This is a genomic window from Nonomuraea recticatena (assembly GCF_039533245.1).
In the GTDB taxonomy this organism is placed as follows: domain Bacteria; phylum Actinomycetota; class Actinomycetes; order Streptosporangiales; family Streptosporangiaceae; genus Nonomuraea; species Nonomuraea roseola.
This window is the reverse complement of record NZ_BAAATE010000013.1, coordinates 149,439-171,940: the sequence shown is the minus strand read 5'-3', so window position 1 is coordinate 171,940 and position 22,502 is coordinate 149,439. Positions and strand designations below refer to the sequence as shown.

The following is a 22,502-nucleotide window of genomic DNA, read 5'->3' as shown; positions in this document are numbered from 1 at the left end:
TCAGCGTTGGGGGAACAGGGCGGCTGCGAGGTGCCGGCCGGGCTGGACCGCACGAGGGATGGCGAAGATGGCGCTGCCGGTGTGCTGGATGAAGGCGTTGAGCCGGTCGGCGGCGGCCATCTTCTGCTGGGCGCGGATGAAGTCGCCGGGATCTCGGAGGTAGGCGCAGAACAGGACGCCGGTGTCGTAGGTGTCGTGCCCGGTTCCTGCGTGGTCGTGCAGGGGATCGTCGTGGCTGTGACCTGGCCGATCGGCTCCGTGGTGATCGTGCTCGCCGGCTGGTTCGGCCCTCGCCTGGAAGGCGTAGTCGTAGTTGTAGGAGCGCCGCAGCATCGGGATGTCGCGGACCAGAGCCAGGTGGGAGTCGGGCGGGATCACAGGCTCGCCGTCCGGTCCTGTCCTGCCGAAGTCAGGAGGGGTGAACTCGTGGCCGCCGCTGAGAGGGGCGCCGGTGTCGCGGCGACGGCCGATGGACTGGTCCTGCTGCAGTGCGGTGGAGGTGTCCCACTTCGGCAGGTCCATGCGGATCTTGCGGAAGACCAGGTAGGTGCCACCGGTGAACCAGGAAGGCTCGTCAGGTCCGCTGACCCAGACCGCGTCGTCGAACGCGGCGGTGCCGGCCCGCGGGTTGGCGGTGCCGTCCTTGTGGCCGAACAGGTTGCGGGGGGTGGCGTCGCCGAACCGGCCGAGGAAGCCCTGCTGGCTCCAGCGCAGCCGGGCGAGGCCGGGGGCGCGGCCACGGAGGGCGCGGAAGGCGTGGCTGATGCTCTGCGGGTCGTCGCCGCAGATCTGCACGAAGAGCTGACCGCCGCTCCAGGCGGGTTGGAGCTGGTCGGTGGAGAAGGCCGGCAGCTCGCGCAGGTGCCGTGGCCGCTGCTCCTGCCTGCCGATTGTGTCGAACAGCTCCGGTCCCAGGCCGAACGTCAGGGTGAGCCGGGAGGGCGGCAGGCCGTCGGCGACGCCGCTGTCGGCAGGTGCGCCGGGGCGGTTGACGGGGAGCGGACCGGCGGGCCTGCCACGCATGAGACGTTCGGCCGCCCCGCTCCAGCGCTCCATGAGGTGCTGGAAGTTGGTGGCGATCCGTTCGGTCGAGAGGCGCTTGCCCTTGGGGTCGCCGACTTCGAGGTCGAAGGCGGCGAAGTAGGCGTAGCGCTGCTGGGGTGTGGCGATGCCGGACTGGTGCGTCCCGTGGAACTGCTCCGCGGGCGGGCCTCCGGGGGCCGGGTTACGCGCTGGTGAGGCCGGCGCTTCGTCTGCGCCGACGGCGAGCGCCCCGCCCGCTCCCACGCCCGCGGTCACCACGAGTGAGGTGATCAGGGTACGTCGGGAGAAGGCGGAACCGCCGCGGCCGTCTGGCGTGGCGCCCTGTCGGTCTGCGGATGGGCTGGGCATGTGAGGTGTCCTTCGAGTGGAGAGGGTCAGGTCCTCGGCTGGTAGCCGTCGTAGTCGCCCCAACTCGGCGGCTGGGTCATCAGCTGCCGCCAGGTGGGCCAGTCCTGACCGGTGTGCTGGCGCAGGAGTTCGCCGGGCATGGTGAACGGCGGAGCCTTGTGGGGCTTGGCGAGCGCCTGGCCGACGATCGTGTCGTACAGCGCGGCGGCGGCGTGCAGGCGGGGAAGCACTGCGTGGATGCGGTCGGCGTAGCCGGCTGGGAGGGTGTGGCCGCCGTGGGGGCCGAGGTCGAAGCCTGAGCCTGCCGAGACGAGCGCTATTTCGGGCCGCTTGCGCAGGGCGATGTCGGGGTGCAGGTGCAGGGCGATGGCGTCCCAGACGATCTCGACGCGCTCGTCCGCCATCCCCTGGTCGGTGAGGAAGCGGGCGGCGTGGTCGGCGCCGTCGATGTCGAAGGGGTGCTCGCTGTCGCCCTGGTCACTGAGTCCGGCATCGTGGAGCACGCAGCCGAGGAACAGCAGTTCGTCGTCGTAGTCGACATCGGGGCGCCGGCCCTGCTCCTCGCCGAGGAAGCGGCCGTACAGGTAGCTGCGCATGCTGTGGTTGAAGATGGCCGGAGGCTCGATGTCCCTGGCGTGACGCATCGCGCTCAGGGCGAGGTCGGTGCGGGGAAAGGGCAGGGAGTCGTAGTCCACGGCAGTCATCCGTTCTGTGTGGTGTGAAGGTGCCGGAGGGCGAGCAGGCCGCCCACCCCCGGGACGAGGGCGCGCCAGCGCACGCCTTTGGCGGCCTGTGCCGCCGACGCGGCGACGATGACGGTCACATAGGCCATGCCGTGCAGGGGGCCCGCGAGGCTGGTGATCGGCTTGGCGTGGATCGTGAGCAGGTTGGTGAGCAGGATCGTGAGTGAGACGGCTTCGACGGTGGCCGCTATCCGCAGGATGCGCACGGCGTCACGCTCCCGCTTCCGCGCCTGGCACCACAGGCGATTCCGGTTGCCGCAGGGGTGGGGCCGGACGGCGTGCGGCCGCCGACGAACGGGCATGGGTCATGGATGTCCTCCTCAAACCTTCAGGCGTCCTGAAGCTTAGAGGGAGTTTCAGTTGCCCTGAAAGTGGGGGGCCGGCCTGGAGGAAACAGCAGGTCCGCGCACCGGTGAAGGTCGGTGGCGCGATCTGTGGGATATGTGTCGTTGACGCCATCGGGGCGCGGGCTGGAACGTGGAGGGGTGCAATCACACCGCATCGCCTTCGTGATCTTCGATGGCTTCCAGTCACTCGATCTGGTCGGGCCGCACGAGGTGTTCCAGCGGGCAGGGGGCTACGACTGCGCGATCGTGGCTCCCGAGCCAGGACCGGTGCGCGCTGAGAGCGGCCTGCCGTTGCACGCCGGGCACGGCGTGGCGGGGCTACGGCCGACCGGCATCGACACGCTGGTCGTCGTCGGCGGGGCAGGCGTCTACGCCGCCAGGCATGACTCGCGCCTGACCGGCTGGGTCGCCGCCGCGGCTCGCGGAGCCCGGCGGGTCGCCTCCGTCTGCAGCGGAGCGTTCCTGCTGGCCGAGGCCGGTCTGCTGGACGGCCGCCGCGTCACCACCCACTGGGCGAGGGCCGAACGACTCGCGCAGGACTATCCCTCCGTCACCGTCCAGCCGGACCCCATCTTCATCAGGGACGGCCACGTCTGGTCCTCCGCGGGGGTGACCGCGGGAATGGATCTCGCGCTGGCCCTGGTGGAGGAGGACCAGGGGCAGAAGGTGGCGCTGGAGGTCGCCCGTCACCTGGTGCTGTTCCTGCGCAGGCCCGGCAACCAGTCCCAGTTCAGCGTGGGCCTGTGGTCGATGCAGCCGGCCTCCGACCCCATCCGGCACGCCGTGACGGCCATCCACGCCGACCCCGGCGCCCGGCACGACATCGCCCATCTGGCCTCGCATGCCCGGCTCAGCCCTCGCCACCTGCAGCGCCGGTTCACCGCCGAACTCGGCATCCCGCCCGCCGCCTATGTCGAGCGGGTCCGGGTGGAGGCGGCTCAGCGAGCTCTGGAGAACGGCGGCGAGCCCATCGACGTCATCGCCCGCCGCTACGGCTTCGGCACCGCCGAGACCCTGCGACGCAGTTTCCACCGCTGCCTCGGCGTGGCTCCCTCCGACTACCGCGACCGTTTCCGATCCACCACGGGAGAACACCGATGACCACGTACGGACTACTGCTCTTCGACGTCGTCGAAGAGCTCGACTTCGCCGGACCCTGGGAGGTCTTCACCACCTCGGCCAAGCTGCGCGCGGACGCCGACCTCGCGGTGCTCGTCGCCGAACGGCCCGCTCCTGTCCGGTCCAGCAAGGGCATGCGGGTGCTTCCCGACTGCACCCTGGACGACCATCCGCCGCTGGACGTTCTGCTGGTGCCGGGCGGCCGCGGCGCCCGCGAGATCGAGCCGCACAACCGCGCGGTCACCGACTGGATCGCCAAGACCGCCGAGCAGGCCGCCTGGGTGGTCAGCGTGTGCACCGGCGCTTTCCTGCTGCACGCCGCCGGGCCCGCCCGCGGGCGGCGCGTCGCCACGCACTGGGGCTACGAGGACGCCCTCGAGGCCCGTGGGAACGTCACCGTCGTCCGCGACGCCCGCTACGTCGTGGACGGCAACCTGCTCACCAGCCAGGGAGTCTCCGCGGGGATCGACAGCGCGCTGTGGCTGGTCGGCCGGCTGCACGGCCGCGAGCACGCGCGGGCCGTGCGGCGCGAGATCCAGTACGACCCCGCCCCGCCCTATCTCGCCGACGAGCCCCTCTGACCGGGACGGCCAGGACCTGGGGCGCCTGACCGGCGGGACGGTGGCGGTGCCGGCGATGGTGCCCGTGGCCGGTACTGCCGCCCTCTCGCCGGTCAGGTCGTCGACCGGCGCGGATAGGTCGAGACGATGAGGCGGCTCAGGAAGGCGTCAAGGTCGTCGAGGCCGTAGGAGGCCAGCACGTCGGAGGGCTGGCTGAGCAGATGGCTGAGCGCCCCGTTGATCGCCAGCGTGACCACGGCGGCGCCATGGCGGGTGGCCGGGAGGCCGGCGGCCTGCTGGGCGGCCAGGTGCAGGTCGAGGTCGGCGCGGGAGAGCCGGGCCAGAGTCTGCCGCACCTGGGCGTTCCTTGCGGCTTCCGCGTGCAGTTCGAGGTAGGCCAGGATCCGGGACCGGTTGACCGTCAGCGCTCGGTCGATCATGTGGCGCAACACCGCGAGCAACTGGTCGACGGTGTGGATCTCGGCCTGCTGGAGCTCGCTCCAGTAGCGCTCCACGCACCGCTCGGCGGCGGCCTGCAGGAGGCTGTCGCGGGTCGGGAAGTAGTTCTTGGTCGTGCCCTCCGGCAGCCCGGCGGCCCGGTCCATCGCGCGGTGGGTCAGACCCCTCCCGCCCTCTTCCGCCAACACCTCGATGGCCGCGTCACGCAACCGGTCGCGCCGATCCCTGTTCTCCACCATGGCCCCCTATTCTCCCGTTCGACACGACCACCACTTCCGTAGTACCACATATGTGGTGATGAGAATGAGAAAAGCTGTCATCGTCGGCGCCGGAGTAGGCGGGCTGACGACCGCGATCGCGCTGCGCGCGATCGGCTGGGAGGTTTCGATCTTCGAGCGGTGGCCGCGGATCGTCGCCGAGGGAACGGCGCTCGGGATCCGCCCGGACGCCCAAGCCGGCCTGGCCGGTCTCGGACTGGGTGAACGACTGCGCGAGCGCACCGTCCCCTACCTGCGCGCGCAGATCCGCACTCCTGGCGGAAGGCGCCTGGCCGACCTCCCACTGGACCGCATCCAACGGCGTGGCGGAGCGCCCGTCCGCATGCTGTCGAGGGTCTCGCTGATCGAGATGCTGGTGCAGGAGGTGGATCCTGCGACGATCAGCACCGGCGTGGAGATCACCGACCCCGCCGCGCTGCGCGCCGACTACGACCTGGTGGTCGGCGCCGACGGGGTCCGCAGCGCGGTGCGCCAGGCGTTCTTCGCAGCCCCCACCCGGCCACGCTACGCGGGCATCGTCGCCTGGCGCGGAGTGATTCAGGGCTTCGAGCCGCAGGACTACGGCGAGACCTGGGGCCGCGGGCAGATGTTCGGGATGACACCGCAGTCTCCGGGCGTCACCAACTGGTACGCGCCCGTGCGGACCCCGGAAGGAGCGCGCGAGACTCTCGACGATCTGCGCGCCCGCTTCGCCGGCTGGCACGACCCCATACCCCGCGTGCTCGCCGCCGCCGAAGAGGGCGCCGTGCTGAGGCATGAGGTCCACGACCTGGCGCCGCCGCTGGCCTCCTACGTCGCCGGGAACGTGGCGTTGATCGGGGACGCCGCCCATGCGATGACGCCCGCGCTGGGACAGGGCGCCTGCCAGGCCCTGCTCGACGCGATCGAACTCGCCGCCTGCCTGCGCGCCCAGCCCGGCGACGTGGCGCGGGCGCTGCGAACCTATGACGCCCGGCGCCGCCCGGCGGCTCAGCGGATGGTCACGGCGTCCCGGTGGATGACCCGCCTGGCCGGAGCGGGCCGCCTGGCGGGACCACGCAACGCCCTGATGCGGGTCCTTCCCCTCTGAACACCTCCCGGTCGACCGTGCCCCCGTTTCACGAGCCGGGCCGCTCACTCCTACCCCGAGCAGGCCGAACACCTCGACATCGCATCGTAAGGAGGCGAACGACATGCCGCTTCTGGTCTTCTCGCTCATGCTCGTGGTCTTCGGCCTGACCACAGGGGAGTTCGTCATCGCCGGCATCCTGCCGGACGTGGCCCGCGATCTGTCGGTGTCGATTCCGGCCGCGGGGCTGCTGGTCAGCGCCTACGCCGTCGGGATGATCGCCGGAGGGCCGGTGATCACGACCCTGATCGCGCGGCTGCCCCGTCGGCCGCTCATCGTCGGGCTCATCGTCACCTCCATCGCAGGCAACGCCGCGTCGGCGCTCGCACCCACCTACCCGGTCCTGCTGGCCGGGCGCTTCGTCGCAGGCCTGGTGGTGGCCACCTTCTTCGCCGTCGCGGTCGCCACCGCCGTCTCCACCGCCCCTCCGGGCAGGCAGGCCTCCACGGTGGCGAGGCTGACGTTCGGCATGAACCTGGGCATGATCGCCGGCACTCCGCTGTGCACCTTCGTCGGTCAGAACCTCGGCTGGCGAGCGACCTTCGCCACGATCGCCGTGTTCACCGCCATCGCCCTGACGCTGGTGGCCCGCCAATCCCTCCGGCACCGACATCTACCTGCCCGCCGCGGCGGTGCCGTACGTGGAGTCCTACATCCGCGCATCCGCGGAACTCAACCACGGAGCAGGCTTCGATCCCGCCCTGGCGGCGAATCACCGCCTGCACGGCGTGGAGCGGGACGACGAGTTCAGCTTCGGACGCCAGGGACACCATGTGCGGGTGGTGGAATGCGAGCACAAGGTGCCCTGCGTGGGGTACGCCTTCTCGCAGCGGAGCAAGACGCTGCGACCGGAGTTCGAACAGCTGCGGCAGTCCCTGGTACAGCAGGGCAGGGGTGGCGAGTTCGGGCGCGTCATGGCGCGCAAACGGCAGGAGGGAATCGACGTCGACGCCGCGATCCGGCGACCGCTCTTCGCCTTCCTGGGTGACACGCATGTGAGCGTCTTCGAACGCAACCCCTGGCTGTTCGACTACCCGGTCATCATCACCGAGTGCACCTTCCTCGAGGACACCGGACTGGAGCGCGCGAACCGGGTCGGGCACACGGTCTGGAGCCAGCTGCGTCCCTGGGTCGAGGCCCATCCTCGGACGCTGTTCGTCCTGATCCACTTCAGCCTGCGCTACTCCGACCGGCAGGTTCTCACCTTCTTCCGGCAGCAGTGGGAGCAGGCGGACACCTCGCGGCCGGACAACGTCCTCCTGTGGGTTCACCCGGCCGGTCACCTGCCTGAGCAGCACCAGCACCGCAGTTCCTGACCCGCGATGGCGGTGAACGGAGGGGGTTCGCCGGTCATCTCGTGGGGACGGCCTCCTCGAAGGCGGGCACCGGGCCGGATGCGCGAGGGGGCCTGTGCCGGACCCGGTTCAGGCGAGGAAGTCGAGGAGGTGCCGGGCCGTCTCGTCGGGCGCCTCCTCGGGCAGGAAGTGGCCGGAGTCGATGGGGCCGCCGCGCACGTCGTCGGCCCAGGCCCGCCAGATGTCGAGCGGCTCGTACCACTCGGCGACCGGTCCTGCCGCGCTCCACAGCGCGAGCGTCGGGCAGCCGATGCGCCGCCGCATGCCACGGTCGGCCTCGTCATGCTCGCGGTCGAGCGTCGCGGCGGCGCGGTACTCCTCACAGATGGCGTGCACGGTGGCGGGATCGGCGAACTGCGCGGTGTAGGCGGCCCGCACCTCGGGCGGGAAGGCGTCCGGCACCCGCGACCAGGAGTCGAGCATGTGGTCCACGAGGACGGAGGGCGCTGCCGCGATCAACCGCTCGGGCACCGGCTCCGGCGCCGCCAGGAAGGACCACACCCAGTAGCCGAGGGCGAAGTCCGTGTCCGCACGGCCGAAGACCTCCCCGGTGGGCACGATGTCGAGCACGGCCAGCCGGGCGACGGCCTCGCGATGGTCGAGCGCCATCCGGTACGCGCAGCGCGCGCCCCGATCGTGCCCGGCCACGGCGAACCGTTCGTACCCCAGCGCGCGCATGACCTCGACCTGGTCACGGGCGATCGCGCGCATGCTGTAAGGGGCGTGGTCGGGCGTACTCGGCGGCGTGCCGCTGGCGCCGAAGCCACGCAGGTCGGTGGCGACCACGGTGAAGCGCTCGGCCAGCCGCGGCGCCACCCGGTGCCACATGAGGTGCGTCTCGGGGACGCCGTGCAGCAGGAGGACAGGCGGCCCCGCCCCGCCGTGGCGTCCATGGACGGTCGTATCGGGGGTGGCGATGTCGAACTCATCGAAGTCCTTGAACCCTGCCAACACACCGATCACTCTTCCACACGGGTCCGACGAATCCCTGTCGCCGGACGGCCGGCTCAGGGAGGGGCGGAGCAACCCCCACCGTTCCCATGACCGCGGGCCCCCTGCTCACTGGACTGTCCAGTCCTCCTTCAGCGGCGGATAGGCGAACGTCTGGGTACCGCGCCAGCCCTCCCCGACGATGCGGTAGTCGTGCGCGGCTTCGCTGGCGGTGTGGTCGGGACCGATGTCGACCCTGTCGGCGGTCGACCAGCTCCCGTTGACCTTCTGCTCGATGACGTAGAGGAACTCGTTGAAGCCATCGGAGGAGACGAACGTGTTGACGATGGTGAGCGAGCGCCGGCCTGCGGTCAGGGCCGGCGGGATGTCGAAGATCTGGTTCCTCCACTTGTAGTCGCTGTCGCCGAGCAGCGGCCGCCACCTTCCCGCCGGGCCCCGTTCACGGTGACGGTGGCCTGTTGCAGGGGGACTCCCGCATCCAGGCGGCGGATCAGCCGTACGCCGGTGTTGGCGGGATCGACGACCACGGTGAACCGGCTCGAGCCGCCGGGTCCGAACGCACGGCCATCGTCACTGACGATGGAGCCGACCACGGTGCGGTGAGGCGGCTCCTGCGACGCGCCGTGTCGCGGTGCCGCCCTCTGACCGATGAGGATGCCCAGGATCACCGCGGTCGCCAGCGCGGCCACCGCCGCCACCGCCACCACCGCCGGCACGGCCGCTTTGCGCCGGCCTGGGCCGGGGTCGCGCGCCCCCGGCTCATCCGCCCTGGACGCCCGGACGGCGGGCGGCGTGTCGCGAGGGGACTCGCTCCTGTCGGTCTCGCCCGCCCCAGCGGGCAGCCGGGTGACGCGCACCCGCTCCCAGGCCCGTTCCCACGCGGGGAGCTGATCCTCGGCCACGTGGCACGCCCGCAGGAACGCCATCATCACCGCCCTCTTGGGAAAGCGCCGACCGGCCAGCATGTCCGCACAGGTAGCCCGCGGCAGCCGGGTACCGCCCGCCTTGTCCGCCCGCGCCTGCAGCTCGCGCAGCGACACATCGGCCAGCGCGAACTGCTCGGCCAGCAGCTTCACCAGGTCCTCGTGGCAGCTCACCGCCTCCGCCGCGGGTCCATGTGTCTTCGCGTCGGCGCGGAGATCTCCGCGGCCTTCCGGGTCCGCGCTCATCGCCCCTCAGACCCCGTCCTCTCCTGCACCGGGCGGCCCCGCCCACCTGACCGCATCCTCTCTGAGAGTGTACGAGCCATCGCTCAGCGTGTCCGGGGATGAATGACTCCATCCGGGGGCGGGGCCTGAGCGTCTGCAACCGCGGTCGAGCGGGTGCCACCACCTCAGGAAGCCGACGTACTTCCCACGTCGTAGTCCGGCCGGTCGTTGATCCCGAGGTGGTAGCGGCAAATGACTCCGCACGTAGGACGCCCCTGAGCGGTGGCTGCACGACGATTGCGGTCATGGAAACCTCGGTCAGCACATCCACGGGCCGGCGTCGTCGGCCATCGGGATGCCCTCGACGACGCGCTGTCGGCCTTCCACCGGCAAGCGCTGTGCGGTGACGGAAACGCGCATGTCAAGAATTCCCCCCTCGCAGAGGACTCCATCAGCAGGCGGAAGCGTGGTCAGCGAGCCGGGTGCCCGGCCGGGGCTCATCCTCGCCGCGGTGGCCGTCGTGCAGTTCATGGTGTCGCTGGACCTGTCGGTCGTGAACGTCGGACTCCCGGAGATCGCCGCCGGCCTCGGCTTCGGCGCGGTGGGCCTGACCTGGGTGATCCACGCCTACGCGCTCACCTTCGGCGGGCTGCTTCTCCTGGGCGGCAAGGCCGCCGACCGTTACGGCCGCAGGCGGGTCCTGCTGTTCGGGCTCGGCCTGTTCGGCCTCGCCTCACTCGTCGGCGGCTTCGCCCAGGAACCTGGCCATCTGGTCGCCGCCCGTGCCGTACAGGGCATCGGGGCCGCCGCACTGGCGCCTGCCGCGCTGGCGCTGCTGACCACGACGTTCCCCTCGGGCAAGGCCCGCGTCCGGGCGTTCGGGATATGGAGCGCGACGAACGCCGCCGGGGGAGCCCTCGGCGTCCTGATCGGCGGCCTGCTCACCGAGTACGCCGGCTGGCGCTGGGTGATGTTCGTGAACGTGCCCATGGCCGCCTGCGCGCTGGCCCTGGTCTGGAGGGGTGTCACCGCCGGCCCGCCCCCGGCTCGCAGCAGCCGCCCTGATGTCCTCGGTGCCGTCCTGGCCACGGCGGGCATGACGCTGCTGGTGTTCGGCGTCGTCCGCACCGACCAGTATCCGTGGACCTCGCCGGTCACCGTGACGACCCTGGCGGTCGCCGCCGCACTGCTGGCCGCGTTCGTCCACGTCGAGCGGACCACCACCCGCGAGCCGCTGATCCGGCTCGGCCTGTTCGCCAACCGGTCGGTCGTCGGGGCGAACGCCTACAACCTCCTGGCCGGCGCGGCCCTCGCCGCGGCCTTCTACTTCATCTCCCTCTACCTCCAGCGAGTGCTCGGAACGGGGCCGGCGCTGACGGGGCTCATGTTCCTGCCGTTGGCCCTCGGCGTGGTCGCCGGCTCCGTGCTCGCCATCAAACTCGGCTACCGCCTCGCGCCGCGGACGCTTCTGGTCATCGGTGGGCTGCTGACCGGGACCGGGTTCGCCTGGTTCGGTCTGATCAGCCCGGACGGCACATTCGCCACCGACGTCCTGGGGCCCTCGATCGTCGCGAGCGTCGGCTTCGGGCTCTGCCTCGGACCGCTCGTCTCCGTCGCCACCACCGGCGTCGCGCGCCACGAGAGCGGCACCGCGTCGGGCCTGCTCAACAGCTCACGCCAGATCGGCGCCTCGCTCGGGCTCGCCGTCCTCGGCACCGTGGCGCACCACCGCACCGGCCCGACCGTCACACCCGAAACCCTCAACGACGGATACGCGCTCGGCCTGACCCTCAGCGCCGCGCTCCTGGTCGCCGCGGTCCTCGTCGCCCTCACCGTCCTGCGCCGGACCAGCCCGGCCTCAGGGGCTGAGCAGAGCGATGACCGCGATCCGCTGCCCGCCAGGGACTGACCAGCAATCCACCCCATGCCGCGACCTCCCAGTGGCCCGTGGCCGATCCACCATCGGCTCGGCCACGGGCCAGGTCGCGACGAGATCGACGAAGACGGGAAAGCGATGAACGCCACCGACCTTGCCGAGGCGAGGGAGCAGTCCACACCACCATCGGACACCGGTTCCGCGACGGGTCAGAGCATGGCAAGGCTGCTGCGCCCCTATATTTGGAGTTTCGCCGCCGTCGTGATTCTGCAGGTGATCGGCGCTGTCGCGGGTCTGGCGCCGCTGCTGGCGGTCGTCGAACTGGGTCGTACTCTGTTGTCGCCCGGCCCCATCGATCACGGTCATGTCTGGATCGTCGTGATCGCGGGTGCGGTCGGCTTGTTCGTTCGGCTGCTGTTCACGGCAGCATCGTCCGGAATCGGGCATCTTGTCGACGGCCAGGTGCAACTGACATTCCGCCGGCAACTGGCCGCGCGGCTGGGACGCGTCCCGATCGGCTGGTTCTCCCGGCGCGGAACCGGCGAGCTGGCCAAGGTGGTGGGGGAGGACGTGGGCGCCGTGCACCCGTTCATCGCCCACACGCCCGGCGAGCTGGTCTCCGCCTTCGTGGTGCCGCTGGTGTCGCTGATCTACCTGTTCACCATCGACTGGCGGCTCACTCTGATCACGCTGATACCGGTGGTGCTGGCCGTGGCGCTGATCCCCCTGATGATGACCCCGACCCGGCTGCGCGAGCAGAAGGAGTTCGACGGGGCCATGGGACGGATCGCGAGCTCCGTCGTCGAGTTCGTACAGGGGATCGCGGTGGTCAAGGCGTTCGGCGGATCCGGTCGCGCCCACCGCAGATTCCTGACGGCCGTGGACGATTTCGTCGGCATCTTCTCCCGGCTGGTGCGTGGTATCTCCGGGATCGGCGCCGGGATGCAGGTGGCGTTGTCGCCGCCGTTCGTGCTGCTGGTCGTGCTGGTCGGCGGAACGGTTCTGATCACCTCCGGCGGTCTGGCCCCGGCCGACCTGCTGCCCTTCCTGCTGCTCGGACTGGGCCTGACCGCTCCGGTGGCGGCCCTCGGCCACGGTTTCGACGAGCTGCAGGCCGCAGGGCGCGCGGTCGGCAGGATCCGCGACGTGCTCGGGGTGGAGCTGCTGGCGGAGCCCGCGCACCCGGTCGCACCACAGGGGCACAGGGTGGAACTGCGTGACGTTCGATTCGGTTACGAAGCCGATCACGAGGTGCTGCGCGGAATCGACCTGGTGCTCGAACCGGGGACGGTCACCGCGATCGTGGGGCCGTCGGGAAGCGGGAAGTCCACGCTGGTCCAGCTGTTGCCGCGCTTCTTCGACCCGACCCACGGTTCGGTCGTCCTGGGCGGTGCCGATCTACGTCAGATCGGCAGCCAGGAGCTCTACCGGATGGTCTCCTTCGTCTTCCAGGACGTCCGCCTGCTACGCGCGTCGGTCGCGGACAACATCGCGCTGGCGGTACCGCATGCCGACCTCGACGACGTGATCCGCGCCGCCCGGCTGGCGAACATTCATGATCGCATTCTCGAGCTGCCGCGCGGATACGAGACGGTGATCGGTGAGGAGGCCGGGCTGTCGGGTGGCGAGGCGCAGCGGATCTCGCTCGCTCGCGCCCTGCTCGCCGACACGCCCGTGCTGGTGCTCGACGAGGCGACCTCCTTCGCCGACCCGCAGACCGAACAGGCCGTACGCCGGGCCCTGGCGACGCTGGGTGGCGATCGGACGATCCTGGTCATCGCCCATCGCCTGGAGACGGTCGCCGACGCCGACACCGTCGTGGTGCTGGAGAACGGGTCGATCGTCGAGCGCGGCAGGCCCGCGGAGCTGCTGGCGCAGAACGGAAGGTTCGCCGCGTTCTGGCAATCTCACCGATCGGCGATCGCTGACGAGACCGAAACCCACCCTGGCGTCCTGCAAGGAGACGAGCCCCGATGATTCGAATGCTGTTGCGCGTCCTCGGACACGAGTACGCCCAGCCGATCCGTCGCACCGTGGCCCTGATGACGACGACCGCGATAGCCGAAGGTCTGTCCTACGCACTGCTGGTTCCCGTGCTGCGGGCACTGTTCGGGAGCGCGCCCGGGGACGCCTGGCCCTCGCTGATCGCGTTCGGGGCCGTGGTCGCGGTCTACGCGGCGCTGCGCTACTACAGCGACCTGTCCGGCTTCCGCGTCGGGATCGCGCTGCTGCGTGGGATGTATGAGCGGCTCGGCGGCCACCTGGCCCGGCTGCCCATCGGCTGGTACAGCGCCCGCCGCGTCGGGGAGGTCTCGGTCCTGGCCAGTGAGGGCGTCCTGCAGGCGATGAGCGTGATCGCGCACCTGCTGGCACCGTTCATCTCCGCCTGTGTGACCCCCCTGACGATCGTCGCCGTGATGCTCGCCTTCAACTGGCAGATGGGATTGGCCGCGTTGGTCGCCGTCCCGGTCGTGGCCGCGATCCAGATCTGGACGGGACGCTCGATGGCCGCCGGCGACGTGGAGCGCGCCGAACGCGGCCAGGAGGCCACCGGGCGAGTCATCGAATATCTCCAGGCCCAGCCGGTGCTGCGAGCCGGCGGCCGGACCGTCGAACGCTTCCGGTTGCTCGACGACTCGCTGCGGGAGGTCCAGCGCGCCTCCCGCCGTTCCATCCTGTCCGCGCTGTCCGGCGCTGTGGGCCTGACGCTCGTGGTGCAGACGATGTTCACCGTGCTGCTGGTCCTGGGCGCCTACCTCGCGCTCGGCGGGAGCATCGGCGCGGCAGAGGCGCTGGCGATCCTGGTGCTCGCCGCCCGCTGCGCCGATCCGCTGCTGTCGCTGTCGGATATCGGTGGCAAGGTGCGCAACGCGCGTGCCGAGCTGGCGAGACTCGACACGGTGTTGCGTACCGAGCCGCTGCCGGAAGCCGCCGAGCCGATCCAGCCGGTGGGCCATGGCCTGGAGTTCGAGTCCGTCACCTTCAAGCACGGCGAGCGCACGGTGTTCGACGACGTGTCGCTGTCCGTGCCCGAGGGACAGCGGCTGGCCGTCGTCGGGCCTTCGGGCGCGGGCAAGAGCACCCTGCTCCAGCTGCTCGCGCGGTTCTACGACGTGGACGCGGGCGCGGTGCGCGTGGGAGGCGTGGACGTGCGCGCGATCGACACCGAGGTGTTGATGGAGCAGATCGCCATCGTCTTCCAGGAGGTCTATCTCTTCGACGGCACGATCGAGGAGAACGTGCGCCTCGGCCGTCCCGACGCCGATGAAGCCGACGTGCGGGCGGCGGCGACCGCGGCGCGGTTGGACGAGGTGATCGAGCGGTTGCCCGGCGGATGGGCGACGAACGTCGGCGAGGGCGGCGCGCTGCTGTCGGGGGGTGAGCGCCAGCGGGTCTCGATCGCGCGGGCGCTGCTGAAGAACGCGCCCATCGTGCTGCTGGACGAGGTGACCTCCGCACTCGACCCGGTCAACGAGGCGGCCGTTCACGAGGGCATCGAGCGCCTGATGGCGGGCCGGACGGTGGTGATGGTGGCGCATCGGTTGCGGACCGTTCAGCGCGCCGACCACATCGTCTTCCTGGACGGTGGCCGGATCGTGGAGGAAGGCAGCCACGAGGAGTTGCTGCGCCGCAGTGGCCGCTACGCCGAGTTCTGGAACATGTCCCTGACCCCGGCGGCTAGTGAATGAGCCGGCATGTCGCTCGATCCATGGTGATGTGATGATCGATCATCAGGTCACGGTCGTACGGCCGGCGCGTGGCGTGAACCGCACGAACGGAATGCGCCGCCCGACCTCACGGTAGTCCTCCGCGCCGCCGTCGACCGCGAACCCCATGATCTTGCACAGCCGGCGGGCGGCGGCCGGGTGGCGCGGCGCGTACCGGGCCATGACGGTCGCGCCTTCGTCGGTAGAAAGGGGGATGGCGGTCACCTGGTGGATCCGGCCGCCGATCTGGACGGTGACGTTCGGGGTCTTCATGACGTTCCGGTACCAGTCGGCGCGCGGCCCGAAGCCGGAGGCCGCCACGTAGCCGTGCTCGCCGTGTTCGATGACCTCGATGACGGCCTGACGGGGCCGGCCGGAGACTCGGCCGAGGTGGGTGAGCAGCATGATCCGGCGGCCCAGCAACGGGCCCAGCCCCATCCGGTACAGCCGGACGGGGAGTCGCCACAGCATGCGGCGCAGGCCGGTCGGCGGGCCTGGCGTGTTGACGATCCGCATCGTTCAGTCCTTTCCGACGTCGAGGGAGGTCGTGGCGTCCTGCGACGTCAGGATGGTGCCGGCGCCGAACCGGCGGCGTAGGACGGGCGCTCTGACCAGCCAGGGGGCGAGAGGTGCTTCATGTCCGTTCCTCCAGCAGGTCCTCGACCGCGGCCAGCGCCTCCCCGACAGGCAGATCGCGGTCGAGCATGTGGTGCAGCATCAACCCGTCGATCAGCGCGGCGATCAGGGTGGCCACTCCGGTCAGGCGTGCGGGCGGCCAGTCTGGATGCAGTTGACCGACACGGTCGGCGATCTGTCCGCGGGCCTCGCGCAGCTGATCCCGCAGCACCTCGCCGAGGGCCGGGTCGCGCGTCGCCCCCACGATCAGCTCCACGGCCAGGCGGGTCGTCTGCCCGTCACCGGTGGCCGCAGGCAGCAGACGCCGTGCCGTCACCAGCGCCGCCCGCTCGTCCACCGCGCCGAGGAGCTCGATGACCAGGGGGTTGATGACCAGGTCCCCTGCGCGCCCGGCGATCGCCGCATGCAGACCGGGCAGTCCGCCGAAGTGGTAGTGAATCAGCCCGGGATTGGTGTCCGCGCGCTCAGCCACACCACGCGTGGTGACGGCCGGCCATCCCCCCTCGCACAGCAGCGCGACAGCGGCATCCACCAGTTGCTCGCGACGCCGATCCCCACGCACCGAATTTGGTCGATCGCCTAACTTGGCCATATGGCCAAGTTAGCACCTCGCCCCGTGTCATGAGCGCATCGCCTGATGCAGCTGGGCCTGGTCCTCAACTCGATCGCGCCCTCTTCGCCACAAGGGCCGGGCAGGACGTCAGAGCCAGGTCTTCATGGTGGCGGCCAACGGCTCGGTCGGGCGGCCGAGGAGCCGGGCCAGGTCCCCCGGTGTGGGAGCCATGGCGCCGTCGCGCAGGTCGGCGTACGCCACCGAAGGTCTCGACGTCTCCATGGCGGCCGTCGCCAGAAAGGCCGGCGTCGGCAAGGCCACCCTGTCGCGCCGCTTCCCCACCCGCGAGGACCTCATCGCCGAGGTCTTCGCCGACCGCATGGACGCCTACGCGGTGGCCGTCGCCCGAGCTCTGGCCGATCCCGACCCCTGGCACGGCTTCACCGGCTTCATTCACGCCGTCTGCGCCATGCAAGCCGCCGACCGCGGCTTCGCCGAAGTGCTCACCATGACCTTCCCCACTTCCAAGGCCCTGGAAGAGCGCCGTGCCGAGGCGTACCACGGCTTTCTGGAACTCATCGCCCGCGCCAAAGCCGCCGGCCACCTGCGCGACGACTACACCGACCAGGACATGGTCATCCTGCTCATGGCCAACGCCGGCGTCGTCGCCGCCACTGGCGACGCGGCGCCCCACACCTGGCGCCGCCTGGTCGGCCAGATGCTGCGCGCCTACGCCACCCCCCGCGCCGAACTTCCCCCACTGGAGCCGGCCCCCGCGCCTACCGCCCTGTACCGCGCCATGATCCGCCTCACCCACCCCGCGTCCGGCAGCGATGACGACACCAACCCCACCAACGGCCGACGCGGCTGACGATCAAGACACGACCGCGGGCCCGGTGATCCCCCGTGCGAGGGGCTCTTCTCCCTCCTGCGGGGGAGGAGGGCCGGCGATGACACCGGCAGGGTGGCAGGGTGACTGAGGAGCGCGCACAGATGCCATCGCCTGATCCGCCGTCGTCCAAGGGGCAAGAGGCCCAGCGAACGTTCAACAAGATCACTGACTACTACGACCTGATGAATCGGCTCATGACACTGGGGCGACATGCCGTCTGGTGTCGTGACGTCGCGGCGAGGACGAGAGTGCCCTCAGGTGGACGCATGCTCGATGTCGCCACCGGAACAGGCGTCATCGCTCTTGCCGCGCTGAAGAAGTATCCGAACTCGACCATCCATGCCGTCGATTTCTCGGATCGGATGCTGACGGAAGCGGCGAGCAAACCGGGGGCCTCCGCCATCAGGTGGCAGCACGCGGATGCGAACGATCTGCCCTTCGGCGACGAGTTCTTCGACGCCGTCACGCATGGTTATCTCCTCCGCAACGTCGATGATGTCGAGCGCGTGCTCGCAGAGCAGTACCGGGTACTCAAACGCGGGGGCCGGGTCGTGATTCTGGAGACCTGCCCGCCACAAGGACTGCTCCGTTACCCGGTGACCCTGGGAGTTCGCGTTCTGATTCCCCTTCTCGGCCAGGTCGTCGCCCGCGATCGTGAGTCATACGCATATCTGCAGAAGTCCACACTCGGATTCATGACCCCAGAAGAGGTCGTCGCGATCCTTCGTCGAGTCGGCTTCGCCTCCATAGCGTGGAAGAAGAAGTTCTTCGGCACTCACATGATCATCTCCGCCGAGAAGCAATAGTTTCCCAGTTCTGGATCACGGTCATCTTCATCGACACTTCGCGACAGTCGAGGAAGGCTCGTGTGGCGGATGACCGCGAGCTGGGTGGGGGAGGAGCCTGCTTCGCGCGGGTGGCCGCATGATCCCTCGGCGTCTTCCGGTCGCGCCCCCAGGGGGTTCATGCCGGCCCACAAGCGGGATTCACGCGAGCCGTACGGCCGGCTGCGGTCAGGCGTCGGTGACCTCGTCCAACACGTCCGGCCTGTTGGTGATGATGCCGTCCACCTGGTAGGAGATCAGGCGGCGCATGATGTCGGCGTCGTCGACGGTCCAGGTGAAGACCTTCATGCCGTGATCGTGGACGCGCCGGACATAGTCGGCGGTGAGCTCGTGGTGGGGCGGGTTGATCTGCGCGGCGAACCCCGCCAGCCCGGCGAGTTGCCCTGTCGACGGCGTGCCGAGCAGTCCTGTCTGGACCTGCGGCATGAGGCGGTGGAACCTGCGCATCGAGCCCCAGTCGAACGACTGCACCACCAGCCTGCTCGGCCAGGAGACGTTACGGCGCAGCTCGTCGGCCACGCGGGACTCGATGCCGGGGTAGAGGCGCGGCGCCTTGATCTCCAGCAGGAGGCCGAGCCCGCTCTCGCTCATCGCCTGCAGCGCCTCGCCCAGGGTGGGCACTGCCTCGCCCCGGTATGCGGGGGAGGACCATGACCCCGCGTCGAGCCTGCGGATCTCGGCGAGCGTGAAGTCACCGACCCGCCAGGGCGCGCGGTGCGGGAAGAGCTTCTCGACGTCGGTGGTGCGGGCCAGGGTGGTGTCGTGCATCAGGACCAGATGGTGGTCCCTCGTCTGCTGGACGTCGAGCTCGACCATGTCGGCATCCTGCTCGTCGGCCAGTTCGAAGGCGGCGATGGTGTTCTCCGGCGCGTAGCCGGAGGCGCCGCGGTGGGCGACGTTGACGACCGTGACCGAAGAGGCGGCGACGGCGGACGGGGCGGTGAGGGTGGCGGGGGCGGTGAGGGTGGCGAGGAAGGTCGAGATGACGAGGCCGAGTCGTCGAAACATGGGTCTCCTCGGATCTGTGGAGGGGGCCTGGCGTTTCGAACGTGCCTGGCGTTCATGACTGGCGATCGATGGCAGAGTAACCCGGCGATGTCAGGCAGATGAGCAAGCAACGCGGGAGACAACGGACACATGGAGCGGGCGGGGCGGGCTCGCTCGATCGGTGCGCCACGCACGGGGAAGACCGAGGTCGACGGGGTGGTTCGTCGCGTAAAGTCTCGAGGCCGCCACGCCACCCCGCGCGCTGAGTGATCTGCGGGGACACCTTCGCAGCCTGCGAGCACAGCGGCGCATGCCGTCAGAATGACGTGCTAGTCGTCGCGGTCCTCCTGCCCTTCTCGATGCGCCGCCACCGGAGGCTCGGCCGCCGGCGGGAGAGCCGCGGCGATGCAGTCGAGGACGCGCTCCAGCCCGTATCGGAACTGGTCATCGCGGCTGAGGTGCGGCTGGCGCGCCTCCGTCACGATCTTGCGGAAGATGGGGTACTCCCCGCTCTCCAGCAGCTGGTGGACGCGCGGGCCGCTGCGCGCCATCCACTCCGACTCGCTGAGCCCGCTGCGGCGGAGCTCCTCGGCCCGGCTGACCTCCTCGCGGGCGGCGCCCTCGACGTAGCCGTTCAAAATGGCCATGAGGCTGAGGTTCTCGTCGATGGAGACGAAGGCGTCGAGCACTCCCATCAGCCGTTCGATCAAGAGCAGCTGGTTGGGGCCGAAGCTGGTGCGTGACCGGTGCACGGTGGCGATCCATGGGTGCCGCAGCCACATCGCCCGGACGCCTTCGGCGTAGCGGGTCAGATCCGCGCGCCAGTCGCCGGAGGGAACGTCCTCGAGGTCGATCTCGCCCATCAGCCGGTCGGCCACGAGATCGACCAGGTCGTCGCGGCTGGGGACGTACCGGTAGAGGGACATCGCGCCGGCGCCGATCTCGGCGGCGATCCGACGCATGGTGGCGGCCTCCAGCCCCTCGGCGTCGGCGATCCGGACCGCCGCCTCGGTGATCTGCGCGCGACTGTAGGCGGGCTTCGGCCCGCGGGCCGGGCGCTCGGGCCGCATCCAGATGTTCGTGTATTCGGCGTCGGTCACCGTCCCACCTCCTTGTTGCGTACATGGTACCCAGTGACTTAGTCTGGCCGCCATAACCGCGTACAACGTACCCAGTGGAGGGGTCATGCCTGATCCGATCGTGGTCGCCGAAGGGCTGCACAAGTCCTTCGGCGACACCCATGCCTTGCGGGGTTTGGACCTGAGCGTCCCGAGAGGAACGGTCTGCGGCGTGCTGGGGCCGAACGGCGCGGGCAAGACGACCGCGGTGCGCATCCTGGCGACGTTGTCCGATCCCGACGCCGGACACGCCCGCATCGCCGGATACGACGTCGTCCGCGACGCAGGCAAGGTACGAGCCAGGATCGGGCTCGCGGGCCAGTACGCCGCCGTGGACGAGAAACTCACCGGCCGCGGCAACCTGCGCATGTTCGGACGCCTGTCCCACCTGACCCGGCGCGAGGCGCACCGGCGGGCCGACGAGCTGCTCGAACGCTTCGGCCTGATGGACGCCGCCGATCGTCAGGTCGCCGGCTACTCCGGCGGTATGCGGCGCCGCCTCGACCTGATCACCAGCCTCATCCTGCGCCCCGAGGTGCTCTTCCTGGACGAGCCGACCACCGGCCTGGACCCGCGCAGCCGCGGCGAGATCTGGGACAGCGTCCGCGAACTGGTGGCAGAGGGCACCACGGTGCTGCTCACCACGCAGTACCTGGACGAGGCCGACCAACTGGCCGACGACATCGCCGTCATCGACCACGGCCAGGTGATCGCGACGGGCACGCCCGACGAGCTGAAGGCCACCATCGGGGACCGCCTCGACGTCGAACTCGAAGACCCCGCCGCGCTGTCCACGGCGGCGACCGTACTGAACGCCCTGGCCGGGACCGAGCCCACGATGACGGGCGCCGACCAGCTGAGCGTCGCCCTGCCCGGCGGCGGCTTCCGGCTCGCCGACATCGTGCGCGAGCTCGACCGCGCCGGGGTCGCCGCGGCCGACGTGAGACTGCGCCGTCCCACCCTCGACGAGGTGTTCCTGCGCCTCACCGACCGCAAGGAGACCGTCCGATGACCGCCCTCACTCCGCGCCTGCGCTGGACGTTCAGCGACGGGCTGACCCTCGTCGGCCGCGAGCTGGGACGGCTGCGCCAGGAACCCGGCGAACTCGTCGCCGCGCTGGTCTTCCCTGCCGTCATGGTGGTGCTGTTCGGCTACGTCTTCGGCAGCGCCATCCAGGTGCCGGGCGGCGGCGACTACCGCGAGTACCTCATGCCCGGACTGTTCTCCATGGTGACCTTCTCCGCGGTGATGGCAGTCATGACGAGGGTGGCCACCGACGCCTCCCGCGGCGTGATGGACCGGTTCCGCTCCATGCCGATGGCGCGGTTGGCGGTGCCGTTCGGGCAGACCGGCGCAGACTCCCTGATCGGCCTGCTGATGCTGGCCATCATGGTGGGCGCGGGCCTGCTGGTGGGCTGGCAGCCGCACCGCGGCCTGCTCCCCACGGCGGGGGCGTTCCTGCTGCTGATGGTGCTGCGGTACGCGCTGAGCTGGGTGGGCGTGTATGTGGGCCTGGCGGTGAAGAACGACCAGGTCGCCGACGCGATGGTGCCGCTGTTCCTGCCGTTCACGATGCTGTCCAACTCCTTCGTCCCGACCGACGGCATGCCGGAATGGCTGCGCTTCCTGGCCGACTGGAACCCTGTGAGCGCGCTGACGGCCGCCTCCCGGGAGCTGTTCGGCAATCCGGGTGCCCCGTCCGGAGACGTGGCCTGGCCGCTCGCGCATCCGGTGGCCACCGTCCTGCTCTGGTCGGCCGCGCTGCTGGTGGTGTTCGTCCCGCTGTCGGTGCGCGCCTACAACCGTGGGGGACGGTGAAACGGTGACCCCGCTGCTGGGAGGCCCGCCGCCGATCACTGAAGTCGACCGCGAAACGGCCGTGCAGCGCCTGCAGGAGGCGTACACCGAAGGGCACATCTCGCACGAGGAGATGGTCGAGCGCCTCCACCAGGCGCTCACCGCCAGGACGCACCGCGACCTCGCGTCGGCTCTGGCCTCGCTCCCCGAGCCGAACGCGGGCACCACGTCCACGATCGCCGCCGTCAGCGGACGGATCCACCGGCGCGGCGCATGGCGGGTACCTCGGATCCTCAAGGTCGAGTCCGCACTCGGGCGGGTGCGCCTGGATCTGTCCAGGGCGGTCATCGACCATCCGGTGGTCGACATCGAGCTGCATCTCGGCACCGGCAGGGCCAGGATCACGGTGCCTCGCGACGCGATCGTCGACCTCGAGGATCTGCGCACCGGGTGGAAGGATCCGCTCTACAAAACTCGTCGAGGCTCCCGTCCTCGCGGGCCGACGATCCGGATCTCCGGGGTCATGGGGCTGGGACGGTTGACGATCCGCCACGCGCGGCGTTGAGGCCCCATCCGGTGCCCGATATCGGCTCGACCTGGTGGGCCTCCCACAGCTCGATCACGGTCTGCG

Annotated in this window: 22 protein-coding genes and 1 pseudogene; 13 read left to right on the top strand and 10 right to left on the bottom strand. The window is 70.3% G+C overall.

The annotated features are described in order from the left end of the window. The 3 genes from ABFX50_RS25140 to ABFX50_RS25130 are packed head-to-tail and all read right to left on the bottom strand — an operon-like array spanning position 1 to position 2,341. Entirely contained in the window at positions 1-1,392 is a 1,392-nt protein-coding gene (locus ABFX50_RS25140; protein ID WP_346149788.1) for a Dyp-type peroxidase, read from the bottom strand. A gap of 26 nt (positions 1,393-1,418) precedes the next feature. After that, positions 1,419-2,096 carry an HD domain-containing protein gene (locus ABFX50_RS25135; RefSeq protein ID WP_346149787.1) on the bottom strand — a complete coding sequence of 226 codons (678 nt, stop codon included), beginning with the start codon at positions 2,094-2,096 and terminating at the stop codon, positions 1,419-1,421. Continuing rightward, on the bottom strand, positions 2,093-2,341 hold the full coding sequence (locus ABFX50_RS25130) for a DUF3817 domain-containing protein (protein ID WP_346149786.1): 249 nt from the start codon (positions 2,339-2,341) through the stop codon (positions 2,093-2,095). Before ABFX50_RS25130 ends, ABFX50_RS25135 begins: the two co-directional genes overlap by 4 nt. Before the next feature lie 279 nt (positions 2,342-2,620). Here ABFX50_RS25130 and ABFX50_RS25125 point away from each other — a divergent pair, with 279 nt between their 5' ends. Together ABFX50_RS25125 and ABFX50_RS25120 are read left to right on the top strand one after the other, a co-directional pair. Continuing rightward, positions 2,621-3,583, top strand: a complete 963-nt coding sequence (locus tag ABFX50_RS25125) for a GlxA family transcriptional regulator (protein WP_183642900.1) — start codon at positions 2,621-2,623, stop codon at positions 3,581-3,583. Continuing rightward, positions 3,580-4,182 carry a DJ-1/PfpI family protein gene (locus ABFX50_RS25120; RefSeq protein ID WP_346149785.1) on the top strand — a complete coding sequence of 201 codons (603 nt, stop codon included), beginning with the start codon at positions 3,580-3,582 and terminating at the stop codon, positions 4,180-4,182. The genes ABFX50_RS25125 and ABFX50_RS25120 overlap by 4 nt, the downstream gene beginning before the upstream one ends. 92 nt (positions 4,183-4,274) lie before the next feature. Here the strand turns inward: ABFX50_RS25120 and ABFX50_RS25115 are convergent, their stop codons facing one another. After that, the gene (locus ABFX50_RS25115) at positions 4,275-4,859 is read right to left on the bottom strand and encodes a TetR/AcrR family transcriptional regulator (RefSeq protein WP_346149784.1); all 585 of its coding nucleotides are present in this window, start codon (positions 4,857-4,859) and stop codon (positions 4,275-4,277) included. A gap of 64 nt (positions 4,860-4,923) precedes the next feature. Between ABFX50_RS25115 and ABFX50_RS25110 the strand changes: the two genes are divergently transcribed. The 3 genes and pseudogenes from ABFX50_RS25110 (at position 4,924) to ABFX50_RS25100 (ending at position 7,322) form a co-directional block, all read left to right on the top strand. Then, positions 4,924-5,967, top strand: coding sequence for an FAD-dependent monooxygenase (locus ABFX50_RS25110; protein WP_346149783.1), 1,044 nt, complete (start codon positions 4,924-4,926; stop codon positions 5,965-5,967). 103 nt (positions 5,968-6,070) lie between these two features. Beyond that, positions 6,071-6,559 (top strand): annotated as a pseudogene (locus ABFX50_RS51385) (MFS transporter); the annotation flags it as partial. Between the two features lie 88 nt (positions 6,560-6,647). Continuing rightward, on the top strand, positions 6,648-7,322 hold the full coding sequence (locus tag ABFX50_RS25100) for an MBL fold metallo-hydrolase (RefSeq protein ID WP_346149781.1): 675 nt from the start codon (positions 6,648-6,650) through the stop codon (positions 7,320-7,322). A gap of 108 nt (positions 7,323-7,430) precedes the next feature. Here ABFX50_RS25100 and ABFX50_RS25095 read toward each other — a convergent pair whose 3' ends face one another. After that, the gene (locus ABFX50_RS25095) at positions 7,431-8,324 is read right to left on the bottom strand and encodes an alpha/beta fold hydrolase (RefSeq protein WP_346149780.1); all 894 of its coding nucleotides are present in this window, start codon (positions 8,322-8,324) and stop codon (positions 7,431-7,433) included. Positions 8,325-8,662: 338 nt separating this feature from the next. After that, the gene (locus ABFX50_RS25090; protein ID WP_346149779.1) at positions 8,663-9,481 is read right to left on the bottom strand and encodes a hypothetical protein; all 819 of its coding nucleotides are present in this window, start codon (positions 9,479-9,481) and stop codon (positions 8,663-8,665) included. A gap of 445 nt (positions 9,482-9,926) precedes the next feature. On the opposite strand from ABFX50_RS25090, the gene ABFX50_RS25085 reads away from it, so the two are divergent. From ABFX50_RS25085 to ABFX50_RS25075, 3 genes are all read left to right on the top strand, one after another. Then, the gene (locus tag ABFX50_RS25085) at positions 9,927-11,369 is read left to right on the top strand and encodes an MFS transporter (RefSeq protein ID WP_346149778.1); all 1,443 of its coding nucleotides are present in this window, start codon (positions 9,927-9,929) and stop codon (positions 11,367-11,369) included. A 105-nt stretch (positions 11,370-11,474) separates the two neighbouring features. Continuing rightward, positions 11,475-13,313: an ABC transporter ATP-binding protein gene (locus ABFX50_RS25080; RefSeq protein ID WP_346149777.1), complete on the top strand. Its 1,839-nt coding sequence runs from the start codon at positions 11,475-11,477 to the stop codon at positions 13,311-13,313. Further along, complete coding sequence (locus ABFX50_RS25075) at positions 13,310-15,025, top strand: ABC transporter ATP-binding protein (protein WP_346149776.1); 1,716 nt, start codon at positions 13,310-13,312, stop codon at positions 15,023-15,025. Before ABFX50_RS25080 ends, ABFX50_RS25075 begins: the two co-directional genes overlap by 4 nt. Before the next feature lie 42 nt (positions 15,026-15,067). Here ABFX50_RS25075 and ABFX50_RS25070 read toward each other — a convergent pair whose 3' ends face one another. After that, positions 15,068-15,559 (bottom strand): nitroreductase family deazaflavin-dependent oxidoreductase, encoded by a 492-nt coding sequence (locus ABFX50_RS25070; protein ID WP_346149775.1) that lies wholly within the window; start codon positions 15,557-15,559, stop codon positions 15,068-15,070. 118 nt (positions 15,560-15,677) lie between these two features. After that, positions 15,678-16,271, bottom strand: coding sequence for a TetR/AcrR family transcriptional regulator (locus ABFX50_RS25065; RefSeq protein WP_346149774.1), 594 nt, complete (start codon positions 16,269-16,271; stop codon positions 15,678-15,680). A gap of 190 nt (positions 16,272-16,461) precedes the next feature. Between ABFX50_RS25065 and ABFX50_RS25060 the strand changes: the two genes are divergently transcribed. Then, positions 16,462-17,103, top strand: a complete 642-nt coding sequence (locus ABFX50_RS25060; protein ID WP_346149773.1) for a TetR/AcrR family transcriptional regulator — start codon at positions 16,462-16,464, stop codon at positions 17,101-17,103. A 101-nt stretch (positions 17,104-17,204) separates the two neighbouring features. Next, complete coding sequence (locus ABFX50_RS25055) at positions 17,205-17,930, top strand: ubiquinone/menaquinone biosynthesis methyltransferase (protein WP_346149772.1); 726 nt, start codon at positions 17,205-17,207, stop codon at positions 17,928-17,930. Positions 17,931-18,137: 207 nt separating this feature from the next. Here ABFX50_RS25055 and ABFX50_RS25050 read toward each other — a convergent pair whose 3' ends face one another. Both ABFX50_RS25050 and ABFX50_RS25045 read right to left on the bottom strand, forming a co-directional pair. Then, positions 18,138-18,977, bottom strand: a complete 840-nt coding sequence (locus tag ABFX50_RS25050) for a glycerophosphodiester phosphodiesterase (RefSeq protein ID WP_346149771.1) — start codon at positions 18,975-18,977, stop codon at positions 18,138-18,140. A 308-nt stretch (positions 18,978-19,285) separates the two neighbouring features. Further along, on the bottom strand, positions 19,286-20,056 hold the full coding sequence (locus ABFX50_RS25045; RefSeq protein WP_346149770.1) for a TetR/AcrR family transcriptional regulator: 771 nt from the start codon (positions 20,054-20,056) through the stop codon (positions 19,286-19,288). An 85-nt stretch (positions 20,057-20,141) separates the two neighbouring features. On the opposite strand from ABFX50_RS25045, the gene ABFX50_RS25040 reads away from it, so the two are divergent. The 3 genes from ABFX50_RS25040 to ABFX50_RS25030 are packed head-to-tail and all read left to right on the top strand — an operon-like array spanning position 20,142 to position 22,436. Then, positions 20,142-21,086 (top strand): ATP-binding cassette domain-containing protein, encoded by a 945-nt coding sequence (locus ABFX50_RS25040; RefSeq protein WP_346149769.1) that lies wholly within the window; start codon positions 20,142-20,144, stop codon positions 21,084-21,086. Further along, positions 21,083-21,892, top strand: coding sequence for an ABC transporter permease (locus tag ABFX50_RS25035; RefSeq protein ID WP_346149768.1), 810 nt, complete (start codon positions 21,083-21,085; stop codon positions 21,890-21,892). Before ABFX50_RS25040 ends, ABFX50_RS25035 begins: the two co-directional genes overlap by 4 nt. Before the next feature lie 4 nt (positions 21,893-21,896). Beyond that, positions 21,897-22,436, top strand: a complete 540-nt coding sequence (locus ABFX50_RS25030; protein ID WP_346149767.1) for a DUF1707 SHOCT-like domain-containing protein — start codon at positions 21,897-21,899, stop codon at positions 22,434-22,436. The last annotated feature ends 66 nt before the right edge of the window (positions 22,437-22,502 follow it).